Here is a 20,682-nt window from a genome sequence, read left to right as displayed (position 1 = left end):
TGGCCGGCCGGCGGAGGTGGGCACCGGGGTCCGGTGAGCACCCTCGCCGACCGCGTGTCCGTCGTCGTCGCCACCCGGGACCGCCGGGCATCGCTGCTGCGTACGCTGCGCGCCCTGCCCGCCGGTCCCGAGGTGGTCGTGGTGGACAACGGCTCCCGGGACGGCTCGGCCGCCGCGGCCCGCCGGCTGGGCGCCACGGTGCTGGCCCTGCCGCGCAACGCCGGCGCGGCCGCCCGCACCGACGGCGTCCGCCGGGCCGGGACCCCCTACGTCGCCTTCGCCGACGACGACTCGTGGTGGGCGCCCGGCGCGCTGGAGCGGACCGTCGAGCTGCTGGAGGCCCACCCCCGGCTCGGCGTCGTCGTCGCCCGGGTGCTGCTGGCCGACGGCCGGGAGGACGCCGTCAGCCAGAAGCTCGCCCGCGCCCCGGTCGGCCGCTCCCCCGGTGCACCGGGCCCGGACGCGCTCAGCTTCCCGGCCTTCGCCGCCGTCCTCCGGCGCGAGGCCTACCTGGCCACCGGCGGCTTCTCCCGGCTGCTGTTCTTCGGCGGCGAGGAGCACCTGCTCGCCCTGGACCTCGCCGCCGCCGGGTGGCAGCTGAGCCACTGCGCCGACGTCGTCGCCCGGCACGACCCGGCCGCGGGGGACGTGGCACCGGGCCGCTGGGCCCGGCAGACCCGCAACGACCTGCTGGTCACCTGGCTCCGGCTCCCCGTTGCGACCGCGCTGCGGCACACCGCGGCGCTGGGCGCCCGGGCGGTCCGGGAACCCGCCGCGGCCCGCGCCCTCGCCGGTGCGCTGCGGCTGCTGCCGGCCGCGCTGGCCCGCCGGCGGCCCGTGTCGCGGGACCTGGCCGACCGGTTCGCCACCGCCCAGCGACCGCTGGGGTGACCCCCGGGAGGACGGTGACCTGGCCAGACGCGTCCGGCGTCCCGTACCGTTCGCCAGGCGAAGCCGCACCCTCGTGCCCCGCCGTCCGCAGAGGAGACCGATGAGCCTGACCGCTGCACCCCGGCTGGTCGACCCGCGGACCGGCGAGGGCACGGAGTACGTGCGCGCCCTGGACCGCGGGTTGGCCGTCATCCGCGCCTTCGACCGCGAGCACCCGCGCCGCACGCTGGCCGAGGTCGCCCGCGCCGTCGGGCTGGCCCCGGCCACCGCGCGCCGGCTGCTGCACACCCTGCAGTCCCTGGACTACGTCGTCACCGACGGGCAGACCTGGTCGCTGCGGCCCCGGGTGCTCGAGCTGGGCCAGGCCTACCTGGCGACCACCACGGTGTGGGACGTCGTCCGGGAGCGGCTGACCCGGCTGGCCGCCGACGTCGAGGAGACCGCGTCGGCCGGCGTGCTCGAGGGCTCCGACGTGCTCTACACGGTGCGCGTGCCCTACCGCCGGATCATGAGCATGAACGTGGAGGTGGGTACCCGGATCCCGGCGTACGCCTCCTCGATGGGCCGGGTGCTGCTGGCCGGGCTGCCCACCGCCGAGCTGGACGACGTGCTGGCCGGGGTCGAGCTGGCCCCGATCACCCCGCAGACGCTCACCTCGGTCGACCAGCTGCGGGCGGTGGTCGACGACGTCCGGGAGTCCGGCGTCTGCGTGCTGGAGCAGGAGCTGGAGGCCGGTGTGCAGTGCGTCGCCGCCCCCGTGCACGACCGGGACGGCGGCGTCCTCGCGGCGGTCACCGTCTCCTCGCACACCACCCGGGTCACCCCCGAGGAGCTGCGCGGACGGCTGCTGCCGGCCGTGCTGCAGGCCGCCGCGGACATCACCGAGGACCTCCGCCACCGCGGCTGAGGCCCGGACCTCGACAGCTCAGTCGGGCAGCCGGTCCAGCACGCGGTCGGTCAGCGCGGTCAGCACCTGCAGCTGCGCCGGCGTCAGGTCGGCGAAGAAGAGCTCCCGCACGGTGTCCACGTGCGCGGGCGCCGCGGCCTCGATCGCGGCCCGGCCGGCCGGGGTCAGCACGACGTCGGAGCCGCGGGCGTCGCCGGCGGCGCCGGTGCGCTCGACCAGGCCGCGGACGCCCATCCGGGTCAGGTGGTGGGACAGCCGGCTCTTCTCCCAGCCCAGCGCCGCGCACAGCTCGCGCGAGCGCACCCGCCCGCCGTCGGTCTCCGACAGCTTCACCAGCACGTCGAAGTCGGCCAGCGACAGGTCGCTGTCCGCCTGCAGCTGGCGGTTCAGCGCCGCGGGCAGCCGGGTGGTCAGCAGCAGCCACCGCCGCCAGAGGTGCTGCTGCTCGTCGTCCAACCAGGTCACGGCCACAGCCTAGACCGCTGTCGTTGACACGTCATCCAACCGGGCGCACGCTGTCCCCATGACCGTCGACCTCCCCGCCATCGAGGCCACCCGCGCCCGGATCCGCGACCAGCACCTGCGGCCGGCCGGCGAGCGCCCCGCCTCCACCGCCCGCGGCCTGCACCACACCGCGCTGATCAGCAGCGACGTCGAGCGCACGATCGCCTTCTACCAGGGCGTGCTCGGCTTCCCGCTCACCGAGCTGATCGACAACCGCGACTACCCGGGCAGCTCGCACTTCTTCTTCGACATCGGCAACTCGAACCTGCTGGCGTTCTTCGACTTCCCGGGCCTGGACGTCGGTCCCTACGCCGAGGTGCTCGGCGGGCTGCACCACGTGGCGATCAGCGTGGAGCCCAGCCGCTGGGAGGCCCTGGTGGCCAAGCTGACCGAGGCCGGCGTGGACCACGCGGTGCACAGCGGCGTCTCGGTCTACTTCCGCGACCCCGACGGTGCCCGCATCGAGCTCATCGCCGACCCGCTGGGCGAGATGTACGGGGAACACGTGCTCTGATCTCCGGGTTGGCCCCCTGACCCGCCGTACCACCGCTCGGGAGGCACACCGCATGACCCAGGCCCCCCGCCCCGGACCCGCCCTCCGCGTGTCGGTCCCGACCCTCTCGCCGTCCTCGAAGCTCTACATGGGCACCGAGGCCGGCGGCTCCGCGCTGCTGCTGGTCGGCACACTGCTGGCCCTGGCCTGGGCCAACTCGCCCTGGGCGGCCGGCTACGACTCGTTCTGGTCGACCACCGCGAGCATCGGCGTCGGCGGCGTCGAGCTGTCGATGGACCTGCGGCACTGGGTGAACGACGGCGCCATGGCGCTGTTCTTCCTGGTCGTCGGCCTGGAGATCACCCGCGAGGTTGCCACCGGCGAGCTGCGTGACCGGCGCTCGGTGGCCGCCCCGGCGCTGGGCGCGCTGGGCGGGCTCGCCGTCCCGGCGCTGGTCTACCTGGCCTTCAACCCCGGCGGGGAGGCAGCCAGCGGCTGGGGCATCGTGATGAGCACCGACACCGCCTTCGTGCTGGGCGTGCTGGCGCTGTTCGGGCCGCGCTGCCCGGACCGGCTGCGGCTGTTCCTGCTGACCCTGGCGATCGTCGACGACATCGGCGCGATCGGCGTGATGGCGCTGTTCTACTCCGACGAGCTCGTGCTGCCCGCGCTCGCCGTCGCCGGGGTCCTGGTGCTCGTGCTGCTGGCGCTGCGCTGGCTCGGGGTGTGGCGGCTGACCCCCTACGTGCTGACCGGGATCGCACTGTGGCTGGCCGTGCACGAGTCCGGGGTGCACGCCACGCTGGCCGGCGTCGTGCTGGGCCTCCTGCTGCCCGCGCGGCCGCCCAGCCGCAAGGAGGTCGAGCGCACGGCGGCGTTCGGCCGGGCGCTGCGCGAGGACCCCGACGCGGCCAAGGCGCGGTCCACCAAGCTCGCGGTCGCCTCGACCGTGCCGGCCAACGCCAGACTGCAGGAGTCGCTGCACCGCTGGACGGCCTACCTCGTCGTCCCCGTCTTCGGGTTGGCCAACGCCGGGGTGGTGCTGGACGGCGAGGCGCTGCGCGCCGCGGCCACCTCGACGGTGACCCTGGGCGTGGCCGTCGCGCTGGTGGCCGGCAACGCCGTGGGGATCACCCTCGGTGCGGTCGTGGCGCTGCGGACCGGCTGGGGCATGCTGCCCGGCGGCGTGCGCTGGTCGCACCTGATGGCCGGCGCCACCCTGGCCGGGATCGGCTTCACCATCTCGCTGTTCATCACCGACCTGGCCTTCGACGACGAGCTGCTGCGCGAGCAGGCCAAGATCGGGATCCTGCTGGGGTCACTGACCGCAGCGGTTCTCGGCACCCTCCTGCTGCGCACCCTGGGCGAGCGGTTCCCGCTGTGCTCGCCGGCGTCCGACGAGCCACCGGCGCTTCCCCCGCGCCCCTGGCTGGAGCCCGGCGTCCGGGTCTGAGGAGCCCTGCCCGGCCGCGCCGACCGCGCGGCGCAGCGCCGCCAGGTCGGGCCGGCCGCTGAACAGCTGGCCGTCGATGATGAGCGTCGGCGTGCCCGGCACCTCCAGCGCGACCCCCGTGGCGAAGTCGGCCTCCACCTTGTCGCCGTAGCGCTGGGCCGCCTCCCCCACCGCCAGGGCGGGATCCAGGCCCAGCTCGACGGCGTACCCGGCCAGGTCGGCGTCGGTCAGCCGGTCCTGCCGCTGGTAGAGCAGGTGGTGCATCTCCCAGTAGGCGCCCTGGTCGCCGGCGGCCTCGGCGGCCAGGGCCGCGGTCAGCGCGTAGGGGTGCGTGTCGTGGAGCGGCCAGTGGCGGAAGACCAGCCGGACGCCGCCGTCCGAGCCGTCGACCAGCGCCTTGAGCACCGGGGCGGCGGCCGCGCAGTACGGGCACTCGTAGTCGCCGTACTCCAGCACGGTGACCGGCGCGTCCGGGTCCCCGTAGACGTGGTCGTCGGCGTGGAGGGGGAAGGGGTCCCTCACCGGGTCGGCTCCACCAGGTCCCGGTACTCCGGGTGCCGGGCGATCCAGCCGGCCACGAACGGGCACTGCGGGACGACGGTGCCGCCGGCCGCGCGGACGTCGTCCAGCGCGGCCCGGACCAGCGTGCCGCCCAGGCCGTGGTGCCCCTCCCCGGACTCCACCTCGGTGTGGGTGAAGGTCCAGGTGTCCCCGGAGCGGGTGTAGGCCGCCAGGCCCACCCGCTGGTCGCCCTCGAGGATCACGTAGCGGCTGTGCTCGGGGTCGTCCCGGACGGTGGTCTCCGACGGTGCGGTCATGCCGCGGCCAACGCCGCCGGCCCTCAGCGGCTTCCCACCCGGTGGCCGGTCGGGAACAGCTCGACCCGGCCCCGGGTCAGCCCCCACAGCCCCTTCGGCGCCAGCAGCGTGACCGCGATCGCGACCAGCCCGACGACCACGAGGTACCAGTTGCCCAGGTCGGCGAGGGAGTCCTGCAGGGCGTAGAAGACCAGCGCCCCGATGATCGGCCCCTCGATGGTGCCGATCCCGCCGATCACCACGATGAAGATCATCATCGCCGAGTAGTCGACGGAGAAGATCGACCCGGGCTGCACCCGCAGCGTGTTCGCCACGATCATCGCCCCGGCCAGCCCGCAGCCCGCCGCGGCGGCGACGTAGACCACCCGCTTGGCCCGGGTGACCCCGACGCCCAGCGAGCCCGCCGCGGTCGGGTCGTCCCGGATCGCGGTCAGCGCCAGCCCGAGCCGGGAGCGCATCAGCAGGTACACCCCGCCCACCACGACCACGACGATCGCCAGCGAGAGCCAGTAGACGTAGGCGATCCGGTAGGTCGGGTCGATGCCGGCGAACCCGGTCAGCGACGCACCGGACCCCGCCCCCAGCGCGTCGACCTGGGTGACCAGCAGCCGGACGACCTCGGCGATCACCCAGGTGCCGATGGCGAAGTAGCCCCCGTTGAGCCGGAACGCCAGGTAGGACGTCGGCCAGGCCAGCAGCGCGCAGACCACCGCCGCCACCGGGACGGCGAGGAACGGGTCCACCCCGACGGTCGAGGCCAGGTACACCAGCCCGTAGCCACCGACCCCGATGTAGGCCTGCTGGCCGATCGAGACCATGCCGCCGTAGCCGGCCAGCAGGTTCCACATGGTGCCCAGCACGACCAGGCTGAACAGCCCGACCAGGTCGACCTGGGTGCCGCGGGTGGTCAGCAGCGGCAGGTAGCCCAGCACCGCGACCGCGACGACGGCGAGCCCGGCACCCACCCAGGCACCCCGGCCACCCCGGCGCACCCGGGGCGCGGACGCCGCCCGCTCGACGGTGGCGGTCACGCGGTCACCGCCGAGGGCAGCAGACCGCGCGGGCGGGTGGCCAGCACGACCAGGAAGACCAGGTGGCCGGCGAGCACGCCGTAGGCCGGGTCGACCGCCGCGCCCAGCGCCTGGGCGACCCCGAGGACGACGCCGCCCAGCAACGTCCCCCACAGCGAACCGAGCCCGCCGATGACCACCGCCTCGAAGGCGAAGATCAGCGTGACCCCGCCGGCGGCCGGGTCGAAGGTGCTGCGGGCGCCCAGGAAGACCCCGGCGATGGCCACCGTGCCCAGCGCGATCGCCGTCGCCACCCCGTACAGGTGCCGGCCGTCGATGCCCATCAGCGCGGCGGCGTCGCGGTCGTCGCTGGTGGCCCGCATGGCCCGGCCGGTCGCCGTCCGGGCGAGGAACTGGCCGATCGCGGCGATGACCAGCACGCCGACGACCGCGGCCAGCAGCGGGAAGACCCCGACGGTCAGCCCGTCGCCCAGCCGGATGCTCGCGGTGCCCAGCGCCCCGACGTCCAGGCGGCGGCTGTCCGCGGAGAACGCCTCCAGCAGCGCGTTCTGCAGCACGATCGCCAGCCCGAAGGTGACCAGCAGCGGGGCCAGCTCGCCCCCGCCCAGCGCCCGGTTCAGCAACCCGCGCTGCAGGCCGTAGCCGACCGCGGCCATGACCGGCACCACCACCAGCAGTGCCAGGAACGGGTGCAGCCCCAGGGCGTCGCCCAGCACGTAGGCGCCGAACGCGGCCAGCACCGCGAGCACCCCGTGCGCGAGGTTCACGATCCGCATGACGCCGAAGACCAGCGACAGCCCGGCCGCCACCAGTGCGTACAGCCCGCCCAGCAGGATCCCCTGCACGACGGCGTTCACCCAGCTCATGTGCTCGTCACCCCGAAGTAGGCGGCCGACAGCGCGGCCATGTCCACCGACGCCGCCGGGCCCTCGAGCACCGTGCGGCCCTCCAGCAGGCACTGCACCCGGTCGGCCACCGCCAGCGCCTGGTGCACGTCCTGCTCGACCACCAGCACCGTCGTCCCCTGGGCGGTGATCCGCGGCAGCGCCGCGTACAGCTGGGCGACCACGACCGGCGCCAGGCCCAGGCTCACCTCGTCCAGCAGCAGCAGCCGCGGGTTGGCCATCAGCGCCCGGCCGATCGCCACCGCCTGCTGCTCGCCGCCGGACAGGTTGGCCGCCGGGCGCGCCCGGCGCTCGGCCACCAGCGGGAACAGCTCGTAGACCGCGGCCAGGCCCCACGGACCGGGTCGGCCGGAGTGCGCGCCCACCAGCAGGTTCTCCTCCACCGAGAGGCTGGGGAACAACCGCCGGCCCTCCGGGCTCATCGCGATCCCGCGGCCGACCCGGCGGTGCGCCGGGACCCCCGCCAGCGACTCCCCGTCCAGCCGCACGTCCCCGCGCCGGGGCCGGAGCACCCCGGCGACCGTCTTGAGCAGGGTGGACTTGCCGCCCCCGTTGGCCCCGATCACCGCGAGCGTCTCGCCCTCGGCGACGGTGACCGTCAGACCGGTCAGCGCCGGGACGTCGCCGTAGGAGACGTCGACGTCGTCGACCTCCAGCAGCGGGGTCACGCGGCGTCCCCGAGGCCCGGGTCGTCCCCGGCCATGGTGGTGCCCAGGTACACCTCGATGACCTGCGGGTCGGCGAGCACCGCCTGCGGGTCGCCGACGGCCAGCACCTTGCCGTAGGTCAGGCACATCAGGCGGGTGACCACGGCGACCAGCGCGTGCACCACGTGCTCGATCCAGACGACGGCCACGCCCTCCCGGCCCAGCTGCCGGACGGTCTCCACCAGCGCGGGCACCTCGGCCTCGGTGAGCCCGCCGGCGATCTCGTCCAGCAGCACCAGCCGCGGCCCGGTGGCCAGCGCCCGGGCCAGCTCGAGCCGTTTGCGGTCCAGCAGCCGCAACGTGCCGGCCGGGGTGTCGGCCTGGCGGTCGAGCCCGGCGGTCACCAGTGCGGCGAAGGCCGCGTCGGCCGCGGCCCGCCCGCGCAGCCCCGCCCCGAAGGACGCGGCCACCAGGGCGTTCTCGAACACCGTCATGCCGCCGAAGGGCCGGGGCACCTGGTAGCTGCGGCCGATGCCGCCGCGGCAGCGGGCCGCGGCGTCGGTGCGGGTGACGTCGGTGCCGTCGAGGACGACCCGGCCGCCGTCGGCGGGGAGGACCCCGGCGACCACGTTGAGCAGGGTGGACTTCCCGGCCCCGTTGGGACCGACCACGCCCAGGGCCTCACCGGGGGCCAGGGAGAACGAGACGTCCTCCAGCACGGTGAGCTTCCCGAAGCGCTTGCCGACCCCGCTGACCTCCAGCAGCGGGACGGTCATCAGCCCAGCGGCTCGACGGTGCCGGCGGTGGGGATCTCCGGGTGCTCGGAGTTGCTGACGATGACCAGCTCGAACGGGTGCTCGCCGCCCTCGGTCGCCCGCCACTGGCCACCGACCAGCGGGGTCTTGGCCACGTTGGGCACCGGGCCCGACGTCCAGTCCAGGTCGCCGACCACGGTCGACACCTGCAGGTCGGCGAGGGCGTCGACGACCGCCTGCCCGTCGGTGCTGTCGGCCTCGGTCAGCGCGGCGACGGCCACCTCGAACAGCGCGTGCACGAAGCCGATCGGCTGGGTCCACTGCTGGCCGGTCCCGGCCTCGTAGGCGTCGGCCAGCTCCTGCGCCGACTGCCCGGTCAGCGAGCTCTCGAACGGGTACTCCGGGGTCCACCACACCTCGGTGGACAGCCCGTCGGCGGAGTCGCCGATGGCCTCGACGGCCGAGGGGAACAGCAGCGCCTTGGCCACGGTCGCGATCCGCGGGCTGTAGCCCTGCTGCTGGGCCTGCTGCCAGAAGGTGGCGAAGTCCGGCGGGATCGGCACGCCGAGCAGGATCTGCGCGTCGGCGGCCTGGAAGGCCGAGATCTGCGCGCTGTAGTCCTGGGTGCCGTTCTCGTAGAGGCCCGGGTCGGTGATCGTGTACCCGTTCTCGGACACCACGCCGGGGAAGTCCGCGGACCAGGCGTTGCCGTCGGGGTCGTTGGGCCACAGCGCTCCCGCCTGGCTGTTCGTGTCCACCTGGCTCCACATGTCCTGGTAGACCGCCTCGACGTCCTCCAGGCCCCAGAAGAAGTGGTAGGTCCAGTCGAAGGAGTCACCCTCCGAGGCGCCGCGGCCGAAGAAGTAGGGCTGCCAGGGGGCAGCGGTGGTGATGCACGGGACGCCGTTGGCCTCGCACTGGTCGGCCACCGGGTTGACCGTGTCCGGCGTGGAGGCGGCCAGGATCAGGTCCGCGCCGTCGTCGTTGATCAGCTCGGCGGTCACCTCGCCGGCCCGCACGGAGTCCGACTGGGTGTCCTTGACGACGATCTCGACGTCGTAGCTGGTGCCCCCGAGCTCGAGCGGGTTGTCGGCGAAGTAGTCGGTCATCTGGTCCACCACGAAGCTGTCGGCCTCGCCGAAGGCGGCCAGCGGGCCGGTCTGCGGGGTGACGTAGCCGATCGTCAGCGTGCTGCCGTCCTCCCCTCCCCCGTCGGCCGAGCCCAGCCCGCCCCCGCAGGCGGTGAGGACCAGCAGGCCGGCGCCGGTGGCGGCGACCGCCCGGGCGAGTGCCGGGCGAGAGAGGGTGCGACGGTGCACGAGGACTCCAGGGGGTGACGGGGCGCCGTTCGCCAGACGAACGAGCGTGCGTAGAGCGGTCGAAGTGAAGTACGCCACGCTCCGCGCTGTCAATCAGCTCCCGCACGGCCGATGCACAGCCGTGACCTCGACGCGTCCGGCGTTGACGGGACGGGGGCCACGGGCTTGACTCGACGTGGACCGACCGTCCAGCGAAGCCCCGTTCGTCAGGCGAACGGCCACACCGCCGTGGAGGAAGCACCGCATGTCGTCCCCCAGCACCCCCGTCGTCCCGCCCGAGGGCCGCACCGTCGTCGAGACCGACGTCCTGGTGGTCGGCAGCGGCCCGGCCGGCTCGGCCGCCGCCCTCGCCCTGGCCACCTACGGCGTGGACACGCTGGTGATCACCAAGTACGGCCGGCTGGCCGACACGCCCCGGGCGCACATCACCAACCAGCGCACCATGGAGGTGCTCCGCGACCTGGGCGTCGAGGAGGAGGTGGCCGCCGAGGCCGCCCCGCAGGAGCTGATGGGCAACCTCGTCTACTGCACCTCGATCGCCGGGGAGGAGCTGGGCCGGCTGCACAGCTGGGGCCCCCGGCCCGACCGGCTGGCCGACTACACGGCGGCCTCCCCCACCCGGATCTGCGACATGCCGCAGGACCTCATGGAGCCGGTGCTGCTGCACAACGCGCAGTCCCGCGGCGCCCGGGTCCGCTTCGACACCGAGTACCTCTCCCTCACCCAGGACGACGAGGGCGTGACCGTGCGGGTCCGCGACCGGGTGCGCGGGGACTCCTACGACATCCGGGCGCGGTACGTGGTCGGCGCCGACGGCGGCCGCTCGCAGGTGGCCGCCGACCTGGACCTGCCGCTGGAGGGCCGGATGGGTGTCGGCGGCTCGATCAACATCGTCTTCGAGGCCGACCTCACCCACCTGGTCGCCGACCGGCCCTCGGTCCTCTACTGGGTGCTGCAGCCCGGCGCGGACGTCGGCGGCATCGGCGCCGGCCTGGTGCGGATGGTCCGGCCGTGGCACCGCTGGCTGATCGTGTGGGGCTACGACATCGACGGCCCGGCGCCCGACCTCACCGAGGACTACGCGCTGTCGATCGTGCGCAAGCTGATCGGTGACGACGAGGTCCCGGTGCGGATCGAGAGCTCCTCGGCCTGGACGGTCAACCACCTCTACGCCGAGTCCTACTCCTCGGGCCGGGTCTTCTGCGCCGGGGACGCCGTGCACCGGCACCCGCCGTCGAACGGGCTGGGCTCCAACACCTCCATCCAGGACTCCTTCAACCTGGCCTGGAAGCTCGCCGCGGTGGTGAAGGGCCAGGCCGGGCCGGGGCTGCTGGACAGCTACTCCGCCGAGCGCTCCCCGGTGGGCAAGCAGGTCGTCGACCGGGCGAACCAGTCGATCGGGGACACCGCCCGGATCTTCGACGCCCTGGGCCTGCTGTCCACCGAGGACCCGGACGAGATGGTCGCCCACATGGCCGCCCGCAAGGAGGCCACGCCGGAGGCGGAGAAGCAGCGGGCCGCGCTGCGCGAGGCCATCGCGTTCAAGGACTACGAGTTCAACTGCCACGGCGTGGAGCTGGACCAGCGCTACGCGTCGGCCGCCGTCGTCCCGGACGGGACGCCGCCCGAGGAGCCCACCCGGGACCTCGAGCTGTACCACCACCCCAGTTCCCGGCCCGGCGCCAAGCTGCCGCACGCCTGGCTGACCACCGACCACCGCCGGCAGGTGTCCACCCTGGACCTGGTCGGGCACGGCCGGTTCACCGTGGTCACCGGCATCGGCGGCGAGGGCTGGGTGTCCGCGGCCGACGCCGTCGGCGCCGACCTCGGCCTCGACGTCGGCACGGCGCTGATCGGCCCCGGCCGGTCGCACGACGACCTCTACGGCGACTGGGCCCGGCTGCGCGGGGTGTCCGACGGCGGCGCCCTGCTGGTCCGCCCGGACGGCTACGTGGCCGCCCGCTGGGCCGAGGCCTCCCCCGATCCCGACGCCGCGCTGGGCGCGGCCCTGCGCACCGTGCTGGACCGCTCGTGAGCGGCGAGCTGTTCAGCGAGGAGCGGTCCGCCGAGGTCGTCGCGGCGTCCTTCGCCGGCACCCCGGACCCGCGGCTGCGGCAGGTGCTGACCTCGCTGGTCCGCCACCTGCACGACTTCGCCAAGGACGTCGAGCTCACCGAGGCCGAGTGGGAGGCCGCGATCGGCTTCCTCACCGAGACCGGCCAGACCTGCACGCCCACCCGGCAGGAGTTCATCCTGCTCTCGGACGTGCTGGGGCTGTCGATGCTGGTGGAGACGATCAACCACCGCACCGGCGGCACGGCCACCGAGTCCACCGTGCTGGGCCCCTTCCACATGGTCGCCTCCCCCGTCCGCGAGCTCGGCGACGACATCGCCCTGGACGGCAAGGGCACCCCGTGCCTGGTGTCCGGCCAGGTCACCGGCCCCGACGGCGCCCCGCTGGCCGGGGCGACCGTCGACGTCTGGCAGACCAACGAGGACGGCTTCTACGACGTCCAGCAGCCCGACCTGCAGCCCGCCGGGAACCTGCGCGGCATCTTCACCACCGACGACGACGGCCGGTTCTGGTTCCGCTCGGTCGTCCCGCGCTACTACCCGATCCCCGACGACGGCCCGGTCGGCCGGCTGCTGGCCGCCACCGCCCGGCACCCCAACAGGCCCGCGCACCTGCACTTCATCGCCGCCGCCGAGGGGTTCCGGCCGGTGACCACGCACGTCTTCGTCGCCGACAGCCCCTACCTGGACTCCGACGCCGTCTTCGGGGTCAAGGACTCCCTGGTCCGCGACGTGCCCGAGGTCGACGACCCCGCCCGGGCGGCAGAGGTCGGGCTGGCCAACCCGTTCCGCACGCTCACCTTCGACCTCTCGCTGCTGCCGGCATGAGGTCCTTCACCCACACCGCGCTGCCCATGCGGGTGGTCTTCGGCCCCGGCTCGCTGGCCCGGCTGCCCGAGGAGGTCGCCGCGCTCGGCCTGACCCGGGTGCTGGTGCTGTGCTCCCCGGAGCAGGCGGCCACCGGGCAGCTGGTCGCCGACGCCCTGGGCGACCGGGCCGCCGGGGTGCTGGCCGAGGCGCGGATGCACGTCCCGGTCGAGGTCGCCCACCGCGCGCAGGCCCTGGCCGCCGAGCTGGGCGCCGACGGCTGCGTGGCCGTGGGCGGCGGGTCGGCGGTCGGGCTGGGCAAGGCGATCGCCCTGGAGCACGGGCTGCCGGTGCTCGCCGTGCCCACCACCTACGCCGGGTCGGAGATGACCCCCGTCTGGGGCCTGACCGCCGACGGGGTCAAGAAGACCGGCCGGGACCCGCGGGTGCTGCCGGTGTCGGTGGTCTACGACCCGGAGCTCACCTTGCCCCTGCCGGTCGCCATGTCGGTGACCTCGGGCATGAACGCGATCGCGCACGCCGTGGAGGGGCTCTACGCCCCCGACGGCACGCCGATCGTCTCGCTGATGGCCGCCGAGGGCGTCCGCGCGCTGGTGTCCGCGCTCCCGCGGATCGCCGCCGAGCCGGCCGACCTGGAGGCCCGCGGCGACGCCCAGTACGGGGCGTGGCTGTGCGGGGCGGTGCTGGGAGCCACCACGATGTCCCTGCACCACAAGCTCTGCCACGCCCTCGGCGGCACGCTGGACCTGCCGCACGCGCCCACCCACACCGTCGTCCTGCCGCACGCCCTGGCCTTCAACGCCCCGGCCGTGCCCGACGCGGTGGGCGCCCTGGGCCTGGGGGCCGACCCGGCGCGGGCGCTGTGGGACCTGGCCGGCGAGCTGGGTGCGCCCCGTTCGCTGGCCGAGCTCGGCATGGCCGAGGCCGACGTCGACGTGGTCGCCGACCAGGTGCTGGCCAGCCCGTACGCCAACCCCCGCCCGGTCACCCGGGACGGCGTCACCGCTCTGCTGCACCGGGCCTGGGCCGGCGAGCCGCCCACCGCCTGACCCCGGATGCGGATGCGACGAAGGCCCGGATTCCGAGGAGTCCGGGCCTTCGTGGTGGTAGCGGGGACAGGATTTGAACCTGTGACCTCTGGGTTATGAGCCCAGCGAGCTACCGAGCTGCTCCACCCCGCGTCGCAAGGAAGACATTACCCCGCCCCCGGGTCGGCGTCGAACCCGGGGCACGTGACGGTGCACACCCTGCCGTGCCGGCTCCGCCCGCCCGGGCCCGAGACGCACCGCACCCCGGGAAACACCGCGGCCCCGGACTCGTGTCGAGTCCGGGGCCGCGGTGATCGTGGTAGCGGGGGCAGGATTTGAACCTGCGACCTCTGGGTTATGAGCCCAGCGAGCTACCGAGCTGCTCCACCCCGCGTCGGTAGGACCACCCTAGCCCAGCGGGCCGGGGTGGTCCCACCCGGGGTCAGCCCGTGGGGCTGGCCGCGGCGCCGCTGGCCGTGGCCGCGGACTGCGCCGCCTGGAACGCCGCCGACGCGTCGGCGAGGGCCTGCTGGGCCGTGCCGACCGCGGCGAAGTTGCCCGAGGCCTGCGCGGCGGCCAGGTCCTGCAGCGCCTGCTGGATCTGGGCGATCGCCTGCGCGGTCGCCGAGTCCACGACCACGTCGCCCCCGCCGCCGTCCGAGGGCGGAGCGGTGGTCGTCGGCGCCGAGGTGGTCGGCGAGCTGCTGCTGCCGTCACCACCGGTGTCCGGCGTCGTCCCGCTGTCCGGTGCCGAGGCGCCGGCGCCGGCGCCGAACACCTGGTCCAGCGCGGCGGCGAGGGTGTCGCCGTACCCGATCCGGCCCTGGTAGTTGACGATCACCTTCTGCAGCAGCGGGAACCCGTTGTTGGACCGGGCCTGCACGTACACCGGTTCGACGTACAGCAGACCGGCGTCCCCGATGGGCAGGGTCAGCAGGTTGCCGAACCGGACGTCGTTGCCCTGCCGCAGGATGTTCAGGTTCGACGCCACCGCCTCGTTCGACGTCATGGCGTTCTGCACCTGGCTGGGTCCCTGGTAGGGCGTGTTCCCCGGCAATCGGAGCACCTGCAGCTGGCCGTAGTCCCCGGGGTCCGAGGACGCGGAGATGAACGCCGACAGGTTCTCCCGGTTGAACGCGTTGAGCGCGCTGGTCAGCTGGAAGCTCGCCCCGGGGTCACCGGGCCGCTGGGCCAGGATGTAGTACGGCGGCTGCGCGGCGGTGCTGCCGTCGATCGTCGGGTCGTCCGGGATCTGCCAGCGGTCGTTCTGGTTGTAGAAGTCCCCGGCGTCGCTGACGTGGTAGCGGGTCAGTACGTCGCGCTGCAGCTTGAACAGGTCCTCGGGGTACCGGACGTGGCTGACCAGGTCGTCGGGCATCTCCGACTTGGGCTGCACGACGCCCGGGAAGGCCTGCATGTAGGTGGCCAGCACCGGGTCCTCCTCGTCCCAGGCGTAGAGCGTGACCTGACCGGTGTAGGCGTCCACGGTGGCCTTGACCGAGTTCCGGACGTAGTTGAACGTCTCGTTGGGCAGCGCCGTCGTCCCGGTGCCGGTGAGCGCGTCGGTGGTCGCCTCGCCCAGCTGCATCTGCTCGGCGTAGGGGAACGCGTCCGACGTCGTGTAGCCGTCGAGGATCCAGGTCACCCGGCCGTCGACGACCGCCGGGTACGGGTCGCCGTCCACCGTCAGGAACGGGGCCGCCTTCTCCACCCGGTCCAGCGGGTCCCGGACGTAGAGCACCCGGGAGTTGTCGTTCACCGCACCGGAGAGGATGAAGTTCCGCTCGCGGTAGTAGATGGCGAAGGTCAGCTGCCGGAAGAAGCTGCCGATCGAGACGCCGCCGTCGCCGTCGTAGGTGAAGTTGACCTGGCCCTCGTCGGACCCGGACTCCGGCCGGTCGAACTCCCGGTCGCCCTCGCCGTCGGCGGACCCGACCACCGAGTAGACGTCGGTGCCGTTGTCGTTGAGCAGCTCGCCGTAGTAGATCCGGGCCTGCTCCACCGGGATGTTGCCGGTGGTCGGCAGGTCGCCGGTGGTGAAGTTCGGCTGGCCGCCGTTGTTGGCGCCGCTGACCACCTGGTTGGCGGGTGCTGCGACGAAGCCGTTGCCGTGGGTGTAGACCGCGTGCCGGTTGATCCAGCTGCTCTGGTTGTCCGACAGGTTGGACTGGTCGAGCTCGCGGGCGGCCACCACGTAGTCCTGGGTGACGCCGTCGACGGTGTAGCGGTCGACGTCCAGGCGGGCCGGGAAGCCGTACACGTTGCGGATCTGCTGGAGCGCGGTGAACGTGTCGGACAGGACGTTGGGGTCCAGCAGGCGGATGTTGGACACCGTCGGCGAGCCGGCCAGCTCGGTCGCGGCGGCCGCGGCGTCGGCGTCGGTCGCGGTGTCCGTCGTCTGGTCCTGGGCGTACTGGACGTAGTCGACGTCGCTGATGTCGTAGGCCTCGCGGGTCGCGTCGATGGCCCGCGAGATGTACGCCGCCTCCTTCTCGTCCGGCGTGGGCCGGACGACGAACTGCTGCACGATCGACGGGTAGGCCACGCCGATGACCAGCGAGGACAGCATCAGCAGCACCAGCGAGGCGGCCGGCAGCGCGAAGTTGCGGACCACGATGTTGGCGAAGAACGCGATCGCGCAGATGGCGGCGACGAAGACCAGGATCGTCTTGGCCGGCAGCAGGGCGTTGACGTCGGTGTAGCTGGCGCCGGTGAACACCCCGCCGCGGTCGGAGTAGACGGTGCTGTAGCGGTCCAGCCAGTAGGCCACCGCCTTGAGCGCCACGAACAGGCCCAGCAGGACCGACAGCTGCACCCGGGCCGCGCCCGACAGCTTCTGGCCCGGGGTCTGCAGCCGCAGGCCGCCGAACACGTAGTGCGTCAGCAGCGAGCCGATCAGCGCCAGGATCGCGATGGCGAACCCGAAGCCGAGCACCAGCCGGTAGAAGGGCAGCTCGAAGACGAAGAAGGAGTTGTCCAGCCTGAACTGCGGGTCGACGGTGCCGAACGGGGTGGAGTTGCGGAAGGTCAGCCAGGTCTCCCAGCTGCCCTGCGCGGTGAACCCGGCGAACAGGCCCAGGACGACGGCCAGCGCCACCAGCACCAGGGTGCGGCGGGGCTCGATCGACTGGCGGTAGCGCTCGAGGTTCTGCTGCTCCAGGCTCATCGGCCGGAACGTCGGGCGGAACCGGTAGGCCAGGTACACCGCCAGCGCCACCAGGCCGCCGGTGGCGACGCCGGCGACGGCGAACAGCAGCACCCGGGTCTGGATCTCGGTCCAGAACACCTCGGTGTAGCCGGTCTCGTCGAACCAGAGGAAGTCGACGTAGACGTTGGTCAGGGTGCCGATCACGGTGAACAGCACCAGCAGGACGGCGATGACGCCGATGACCAGCTTGGCGCGCCGGGACAGGGTCGGCACCGGCACGGGTGGCCGCATGGTCACGGGGCGGGCTCCTTCAGTTGCTCGAGTTCGTCGTCCTGCTGCGGCGACCGCCGGGGATCACAGCTGACCGACCGGTCGCCGACAGCCGCCCGACAGGCGCGGGGGGCAGCCTGACCGGAGAGGCTGGGGACGTCTGCTCAACTGCCGCGGCCGCCCCCGGGTTCCCGGTCGCGCCCAAGCACACCACGCCCGCCTGGGTGCCCGGGCGGGAGCGGTCAGTCGCCGGCGGTGCAGGGCGACGGGGTGCCGCCGTCCCGGAAGGTCGCCAGCGCCGTCAGGGCGTCCTCGAGGGTGGCCACCCGGGCCATCGGCAGCCCGGGCTGGGCGTTGGCCAGGGCCTCCTCGCAGTTGTCGGCGGGGACCAGGAACAGCTGGGCGTCGATGTCGCGCGCGGCGATCATCTTCAGCGGGATGCCGCCGATCGGGCCGACCGTGCCGTCGGCGTCGATGGTGCCGGTGCCGGCGATGACCGCGCCCTCGGTCAGGTCGGTGTCCCCGACCAGGTCGATGATCCCCAGGGTCAGCATCAGCCCGGCCGAGGGCCCGCCGACGTCGTCGACCCGGATGTCCACAGTGAACGGCGCCGAGGGGGTCTCCAGCACCCCGATGCCCAGGAAGGACCCGTCCCGGCCGTCGCCGGAGGCGGTGGTCACCGTCGCCTGGCCGGCCTCGCCCTGCCTGGTGTAGTCCACGGCGACGGCGGTGCCGGCCGGGATCGCGGTCAGGACGGCGTCGAGGGTGTCGGTGTCCGGGGTCGGCGTCCCCTGCACGGCCTCCAGGGCGTCGCCGGCCTCGAGCTGCCCGGCCGAGGGCGAGTCGTCGGCCACGCTCTGCACGACGACCTTCTCCGGGTACCCCAGCTCGCCGAGCGCGGCGGCGTTCGCCGACTGCTCCGAGGTGAGGAACGCCTGCCGGTTCTGCTGCTGGGTCTCCTCGACCGACTGGTCCGGCGGGTACACGGTGTCCCGGGGGACGACCGAGACCTCGTCGTCGAACCAGCCCTGCACCGCGCCGACCAGGGTCAGCGGCCGCTGGGGCACGCCGACGGTGGTCAGGTTCAGGTTGCCGCTGACGTCGTTGCGGTCGCGGCCGGCCACGCTGATGATCGGGTCGCCGTCGAGGTCGCCGAGGGTGTTGTAGGTCGGGCCGGGCACCTGCGCGACGTAGGGCACCGGGACCAGCGTGCCGACGAGGCCGAACCCCAGCAGCAGCACCACACCCGCGACGAGGACGGTCACACGACGGCTCACGGGGGCCGACAGTAGGTGACCCCGCTGGCAGCGGCCGTGCTCGGCGCCGGTGCGGGTGTTCGCCCAGGGCGTCCGCCGCCGACCCGGTGGACCGGCCCGACGCGGTTACCGTGGTGGTCATGAGCGACGTCCCCTTCGGATTCGGCCCCTCCGACCGCGACCCGGAGCGGCGCGACCAGAACGGGCCCGGCGGGGGCAACCCCGCCGACCCCTTCGGCTTCGGCGCGCTGTTCGGCGGGGCCGGCGGCGGGTCGCCCGAGGACCTGCTGGGCAAGATGCCGCTGTTCGCCGAGCTGCAGAAGCTGATGTCGTGGTCCGGCGGCCCGGTGAACTGGGACCTCGCCCGGCAGGGCGCGATCAGCCAGCTCGCCGCCGGCCACCAGCCGACCTCGGCCGCCGAGCGCAGCGAGGTCACCGAGGCCCTGCGCCTGGCCGACCTCTGGCTGGACCAGGCCACCGAGCTGCCCTCGGGCGTCGAGCGCACGCTGGCCTGGTCCCGGGTCGACTGGCTGGAGCAGACGCTGCCCGCCTGGGGTGCGCTGATCGACCCCCTCGCCGAGCGCGTCGTGGCCGCCATGACCGCGGCGCTGCCGGCCGAGGCGGCGGCGATGGCCGGTCCACTGGCCGGCGTGATGGGCCAGATGGGCGGGGTCATGTTCGGCGCGCAGGTCGGCCAGGCCCTGGGCAAGCTCGCCGACGAGGTCGTCACCAGCACCGACGTCGGGCTGCCGCTGACCCCGGCCGGCACCGCCGCGCTGGTGCCGCAGAACATCGACGCCTTCCGCGAGGGCCTGGACCGCCCCGAGGAGGAGGTCCGGCTGTTCCTCGCCCTGCGCGAGGCGGCCCACCAGCGGTTGTTCGCCCACGTGCCGTGGCTGCGCCAGCAGATCACCGACGCCGTGCACGCCTACGCCCGCGGCATCCACGTCGACGCCGACGCCATCCAGCGCGGCCTCGAGGACGCGATGGGCGGCATGGAGGGTGGGTTCGACCCGCAGGACCCGGAGAAGCTGCATCAGCTGCTGGGCAGCGGCGTCCTGGAGCCGGCCGAGACCCCCGAGCAGCAGCGCGCGCTGCTGCGCCTGGAGACCCTGCTGGCCCTGGTCGAGGGCTGGGTCGACGTGGTCGTCACCGCGGCCGCCGGGCAGCGGCTGCCCGGGCACGGCGCGCTGGCCGAGACGATGCGGCGGCGCCGGGCGTCGGGCGGCCCGGCCGAGCAGACCTTCGCCACGCTGGTCGGGCTGCAGCTGCGGCCCCGCCGGCTGCGCGACGCTGCCACCGTCTGGGCCGCGATGGCCGCCCAGCACGGCACGGAGGCCCGCGACGGGCTGTGGTCGCACCCGGACCTGCTGCCCTCGGCCGAGGACCTCGACGAGCCGCTGGACTTCGTCGGCCGGCAGGGTCAGCGGACGGCGGCCGAGACCGCGGCCGAGCAGGACGAGTTCGACCGGCTCACCGCCGGTCTGGACCTCGACGAGAGCACCGACGAGAGCACGGACGACGGCGAGGACGGCGGTACGGACGCCTCCGAGCCCCCGAAGCCGGCCTGATCACTCCGGCGCGGAGCCGGTCCCGGTGCGCGCCTCGACGCCCTCGAGGTAGCCCAGGGCCCGCTCCGCGCGGGGGTACCGCTCCACCAGCGCCCAGAACGCGGCGTCGTGGGCGGGCTCCAGCAGGTGGGCCAGCTCGTGCACCAGCACGTAGTCCACGACGTACTCGGGCATGTCCCGCAGCCGGCTGGACAGCCGGATGGTGCCGTCGGCCGGGGTGCAGGAGCCCCAGCGGCGGTGCTGGTTGTCCACCCACCGCACGCTGCTGGGCAGCACCCCGCCCAGGTAGGCCTCGGACAGGCCGCGGGCCCGCACCATCAGCTCGTCGTCGCTGCCCAGGGTCCGGCGGCCGCGGTGCTCGCGGGTCTCCAGCTTGGCCACCATCCGGTCGACCCAGGTCCGCTCCTCGGAGCGGCTGAACGAGGCGGGGATCAGCACCACGGTGCGGCCGTCCTGCCGGTAGGCGGTGACGGTGCGCCGCCGGCGGGTGCTGCGCCGCACCTCGACGGGCCCTGCACCGCCGACCGACAGCGCACCGGCCGACGGGTCGCTCGAACGGGGACGCGGGGTGGTCGGGTGCTGCACGCACGCACCGTAACCACCGCGGCCGGGTTCGCCCAGCCCACCGACACCCGGTCGGGTGCAGGTGCACATCGACGGTGGACACCGGGTGCGTCCACACCCTCCACCCGCCCGCGGACTGGCCCGCGGACCCGGGGACACCGTCCTGCCCCCCGCTCGTGCACAGCGCCACGCCGAGCACTCCCCACGTGCTCCACAACCTT

At 74.0% G+C, this 20,682-nt stretch carries 18 protein-coding genes, 2 tRNA genes and 1 pseudogene; 8 read left to right on the top strand and 13 right to left on the bottom strand.

The genetic code is table 11. The features are described from left to right. The first annotated feature begins 33 nt into the window (after positions 1-33). Together UXQ13_RS07015 and UXQ13_RS07010 are read left to right on the top strand one after the other, a co-directional pair. Positions 34-891: a glycosyltransferase family 2 protein gene (locus UXQ13_RS07015; RefSeq protein ID WP_336392057.1), complete on the top strand. Its 858-nt coding sequence runs from the start codon at positions 34-36 to the stop codon at positions 889-891. A gap of 100 nt (positions 892-991) precedes the next feature. Continuing rightward, complete coding sequence (locus tag UXQ13_RS07010; RefSeq protein WP_336392056.1) at positions 992-1,798, top strand: IclR family transcriptional regulator domain-containing protein; 807 nt, start codon at positions 992-994, stop codon at positions 1,796-1,798. Positions 1,799-1,816: 18 nt separating this feature from the next. On the opposite strand, the gene UXQ13_RS07005 is transcribed toward UXQ13_RS07010, so the two are convergent. After that, the gene (locus UXQ13_RS07005) at positions 1,817-2,263 is read right to left on the bottom strand and encodes a MarR family winged helix-turn-helix transcriptional regulator (protein WP_336392055.1); all 447 of its coding nucleotides are present in this window, start codon (positions 2,261-2,263) and stop codon (positions 1,817-1,819) included. Positions 2,264-2,321: 58 nt separating this feature from the next. Here UXQ13_RS07005 and UXQ13_RS07000 point away from each other — a divergent pair, with 58 nt between their 5' ends. Together UXQ13_RS07000 and nhaA are read left to right on the top strand one after the other, a co-directional pair. Further along, complete coding sequence (locus tag UXQ13_RS07000; RefSeq protein WP_225234753.1) at positions 2,322-2,816, top strand: VOC family protein; 495 nt, start codon at positions 2,322-2,324, stop codon at positions 2,814-2,816. Positions 2,817-2,868: 52 nt separating this feature from the next. After that, positions 2,869-4,089, top strand: a pseudogene (gene nhaA / locus UXQ13_RS06995) (Na+/H+ antiporter NhaA); the annotation flags it as partial. Between the two features lie 24 nt (positions 4,090-4,113). On the opposite strand, the gene UXQ13_RS06990 reads toward nhaA, so the two are convergent. Genes UXQ13_RS06990 through UXQ13_RS06960 form a run of 7 tightly spaced genes read right to left on the bottom strand, consistent with a single transcriptional unit; the run spans position 4,114 to position 9,723 of the window. Continuing rightward, positions 4,114-4,770 (bottom strand): DsbA family protein, encoded by a 657-nt coding sequence (locus UXQ13_RS06990; RefSeq protein WP_336392054.1) that lies wholly within the window; start codon positions 4,768-4,770, stop codon positions 4,114-4,116. Continuing rightward, entirely contained in the window at positions 4,767-5,066 is a 300-nt protein-coding gene (locus UXQ13_RS06985) for a GNAT family N-acetyltransferase (protein ID WP_336392053.1), read from the bottom strand. The genes UXQ13_RS06990 and UXQ13_RS06985 overlap by 4 nt, the downstream gene beginning before the upstream one ends. Before the next feature lie 23 nt (positions 5,067-5,089). After that, positions 5,090-6,097: a branched-chain amino acid ABC transporter permease gene (locus tag UXQ13_RS06980; protein WP_225234750.1), complete on the bottom strand. Its 1,008-nt coding sequence runs from the start codon at positions 6,095-6,097 to the stop codon at positions 5,090-5,092. Further along, positions 6,094-6,963 (bottom strand): branched-chain amino acid ABC transporter permease, encoded by an 870-nt coding sequence (locus tag UXQ13_RS06975; protein ID WP_225234749.1) that lies wholly within the window; start codon positions 6,961-6,963, stop codon positions 6,094-6,096. Before UXQ13_RS06975 ends, UXQ13_RS06980 begins: the two co-directional genes overlap by 4 nt. After that, entirely contained in the window at positions 6,960-7,670 is a 711-nt protein-coding gene (locus tag UXQ13_RS06970; protein ID WP_225234748.1) for an ABC transporter ATP-binding protein, read from the bottom strand. Before UXQ13_RS06970 ends, UXQ13_RS06975 begins: the two co-directional genes overlap by 4 nt. Then, entirely contained in the window at positions 7,667-8,425 is a 759-nt protein-coding gene (locus UXQ13_RS06965) for an ABC transporter ATP-binding protein (protein WP_336392052.1), read from the bottom strand. Before UXQ13_RS06965 ends, UXQ13_RS06970 begins: the two co-directional genes overlap by 4 nt. After that, positions 8,425-9,723, bottom strand: coding sequence for an ABC transporter substrate-binding protein (locus UXQ13_RS06960; RefSeq protein ID WP_336392051.1), 1,299 nt, complete (start codon positions 9,721-9,723; stop codon positions 8,425-8,427). Before UXQ13_RS06960 ends, UXQ13_RS06965 begins: the two co-directional genes overlap by 1 nt. A 244-nt stretch (positions 9,724-9,967) precedes the next feature. Between UXQ13_RS06960 and UXQ13_RS06955 the strand changes: the two genes are divergently transcribed. The 3 genes from UXQ13_RS06955 to UXQ13_RS06945 are packed head-to-tail and all read left to right on the top strand — an operon-like array spanning position 9,968 to position 13,673. Then, the gene (locus tag UXQ13_RS06955; RefSeq protein ID WP_336392050.1) at positions 9,968-11,758 is read left to right on the top strand and encodes an FAD-dependent monooxygenase; all 1,791 of its coding nucleotides are present in this window, start codon (positions 9,968-9,970) and stop codon (positions 11,756-11,758) included. Then, positions 11,755-12,624, top strand: coding sequence for an intradiol ring-cleavage dioxygenase (locus UXQ13_RS06950; RefSeq protein ID WP_336392049.1), 870 nt, complete (start codon positions 11,755-11,757; stop codon positions 12,622-12,624). Before UXQ13_RS06955 ends, UXQ13_RS06950 begins: the two co-directional genes overlap by 4 nt. After that, positions 12,621-13,673 (top strand): maleylacetate reductase, encoded by a 1,053-nt coding sequence (locus UXQ13_RS06945; RefSeq protein WP_336392048.1) that lies wholly within the window; start codon positions 12,621-12,623, stop codon positions 13,671-13,673. Before UXQ13_RS06950 ends, UXQ13_RS06945 begins: the two co-directional genes overlap by 4 nt. Positions 13,674-13,728: 55 nt before the next feature. On the opposite strand, the gene UXQ13_RS06940 is transcribed toward UXQ13_RS06945, so the two are convergent. The 4 genes from UXQ13_RS06940 to UXQ13_RS06925 all read right to left on the bottom strand — a co-directional run bounded on the left by UXQ13_RS06940 (position 13,729) and on the right by UXQ13_RS06925 (position 18,347). After that, positions 13,729-13,805, bottom strand: a tRNA-Met gene (locus tag UXQ13_RS06940). A gap of 164 nt (positions 13,806-13,969) precedes the next feature. Beyond that, positions 13,970-14,046, bottom strand: a tRNA-Met gene (locus tag UXQ13_RS06935). 48 nt (positions 14,047-14,094) lie between these two features. Continuing rightward, positions 14,095-17,091 carry a UPF0182 family membrane protein gene (locus UXQ13_RS06930; protein ID WP_336392047.1) on the bottom strand — a complete coding sequence of 999 codons (2,997 nt, stop codon included), beginning with the start codon at positions 17,089-17,091 and terminating at the stop codon, positions 14,095-14,097. A gap of 221 nt (positions 17,092-17,312) precedes the next feature. Then, positions 17,313-18,347: a YlbL family protein gene (locus tag UXQ13_RS06925; protein ID WP_336392046.1), complete on the bottom strand. Its 1,035-nt coding sequence runs from the start codon at positions 18,345-18,347 to the stop codon at positions 17,313-17,315. A 119-nt stretch (positions 18,348-18,466) separates the two neighbouring features. Here UXQ13_RS06925 and UXQ13_RS06920 point away from each other — a divergent pair, with 119 nt between their 5' ends. Beyond that, positions 18,467-19,897: a zinc-dependent metalloprotease gene (locus UXQ13_RS06920; protein WP_336392045.1), complete on the top strand. Its 1,431-nt coding sequence runs from the start codon at positions 18,467-18,469 to the stop codon at positions 19,895-19,897. On the opposite strand, the gene UXQ13_RS06915 is transcribed toward UXQ13_RS06920, so the two are convergent. Beyond that, positions 19,898-20,482, bottom strand: a complete 585-nt coding sequence (locus UXQ13_RS06915; protein WP_336392044.1) for a M48 metallopeptidase family protein — start codon at positions 20,480-20,482, stop codon at positions 19,898-19,900. Positions 20,483-20,682 lie beyond the last annotated feature (200 nt).

Origin of the sequence: Klenkia terrae (assembly GCF_037083865.1) — a bacterium.
GTDB lineage: Bacteria > Actinomycetota > Actinomycetes > Mycobacteriales > Geodermatophilaceae > Klenkia > Klenkia terrae.
Note: the sequence above shows the minus strand (reverse complement) of the source record. Positions and strands in the feature narration are given on the sequence as shown.

Excerpts from the sequence above, each read along its gene's own strand:
- UXQ13_RS07010 (WP_336392056.1), top strand. The coding sequence starts at position 992 with ATGAGCCTGACCGCTGCACCCCGGCTGGTCGACCCGCGGACCGGCGAG.
- UXQ13_RS07000 (WP_225234753.1), top strand. The coding sequence starts at position 2,322 with ATGACCGTCGACCTCCCCGCCATCGAGGCCACCCGCGCCCGGATCCGC.
- UXQ13_RS06985 (WP_336392053.1), bottom strand. The coding sequence starts at position 5,066 with ATGACCGCACCGTCGGAGACCACCGTCCGGGACGACCCCGAGCACAGC.
- UXQ13_RS06975 (WP_225234749.1), bottom strand. The coding sequence starts at position 6,963 with ATGAGCTGGGTGAACGCCGTCGTGCAGGGGATCCTGCTGGGCGGGCTG.
- UXQ13_RS06965 (WP_336392052.1), bottom strand. The coding sequence starts at position 8,425 with ATGACCGTCCCGCTGCTGGAGGTCAGCGGGGTCGGCAAGCGCTTCGGG.
- UXQ13_RS06955 (WP_336392050.1), top strand. The coding sequence starts at position 9,968 with ATGTCGTCCCCCAGCACCCCCGTCGTCCCGCCCGAGGGCCGCACCGTC.
- UXQ13_RS06945 (WP_336392048.1), top strand. The coding sequence starts at position 12,621 with ATGAGGTCCTTCACCCACACCGCGCTGCCCATGCGGGTGGTCTTCGGC.
- UXQ13_RS06930 (WP_336392047.1), bottom strand. The coding sequence starts at position 17,091 with ATGCGGCCACCCGTGCCGGTGCCGACCCTGTCCCGGCGCGCCAAGCTG.
- UXQ13_RS06920 (WP_336392045.1), top strand. The coding sequence starts at position 18,467 with ATGAGCGACGTCCCCTTCGGATTCGGCCCCTCCGACCGCGACCCGGAG.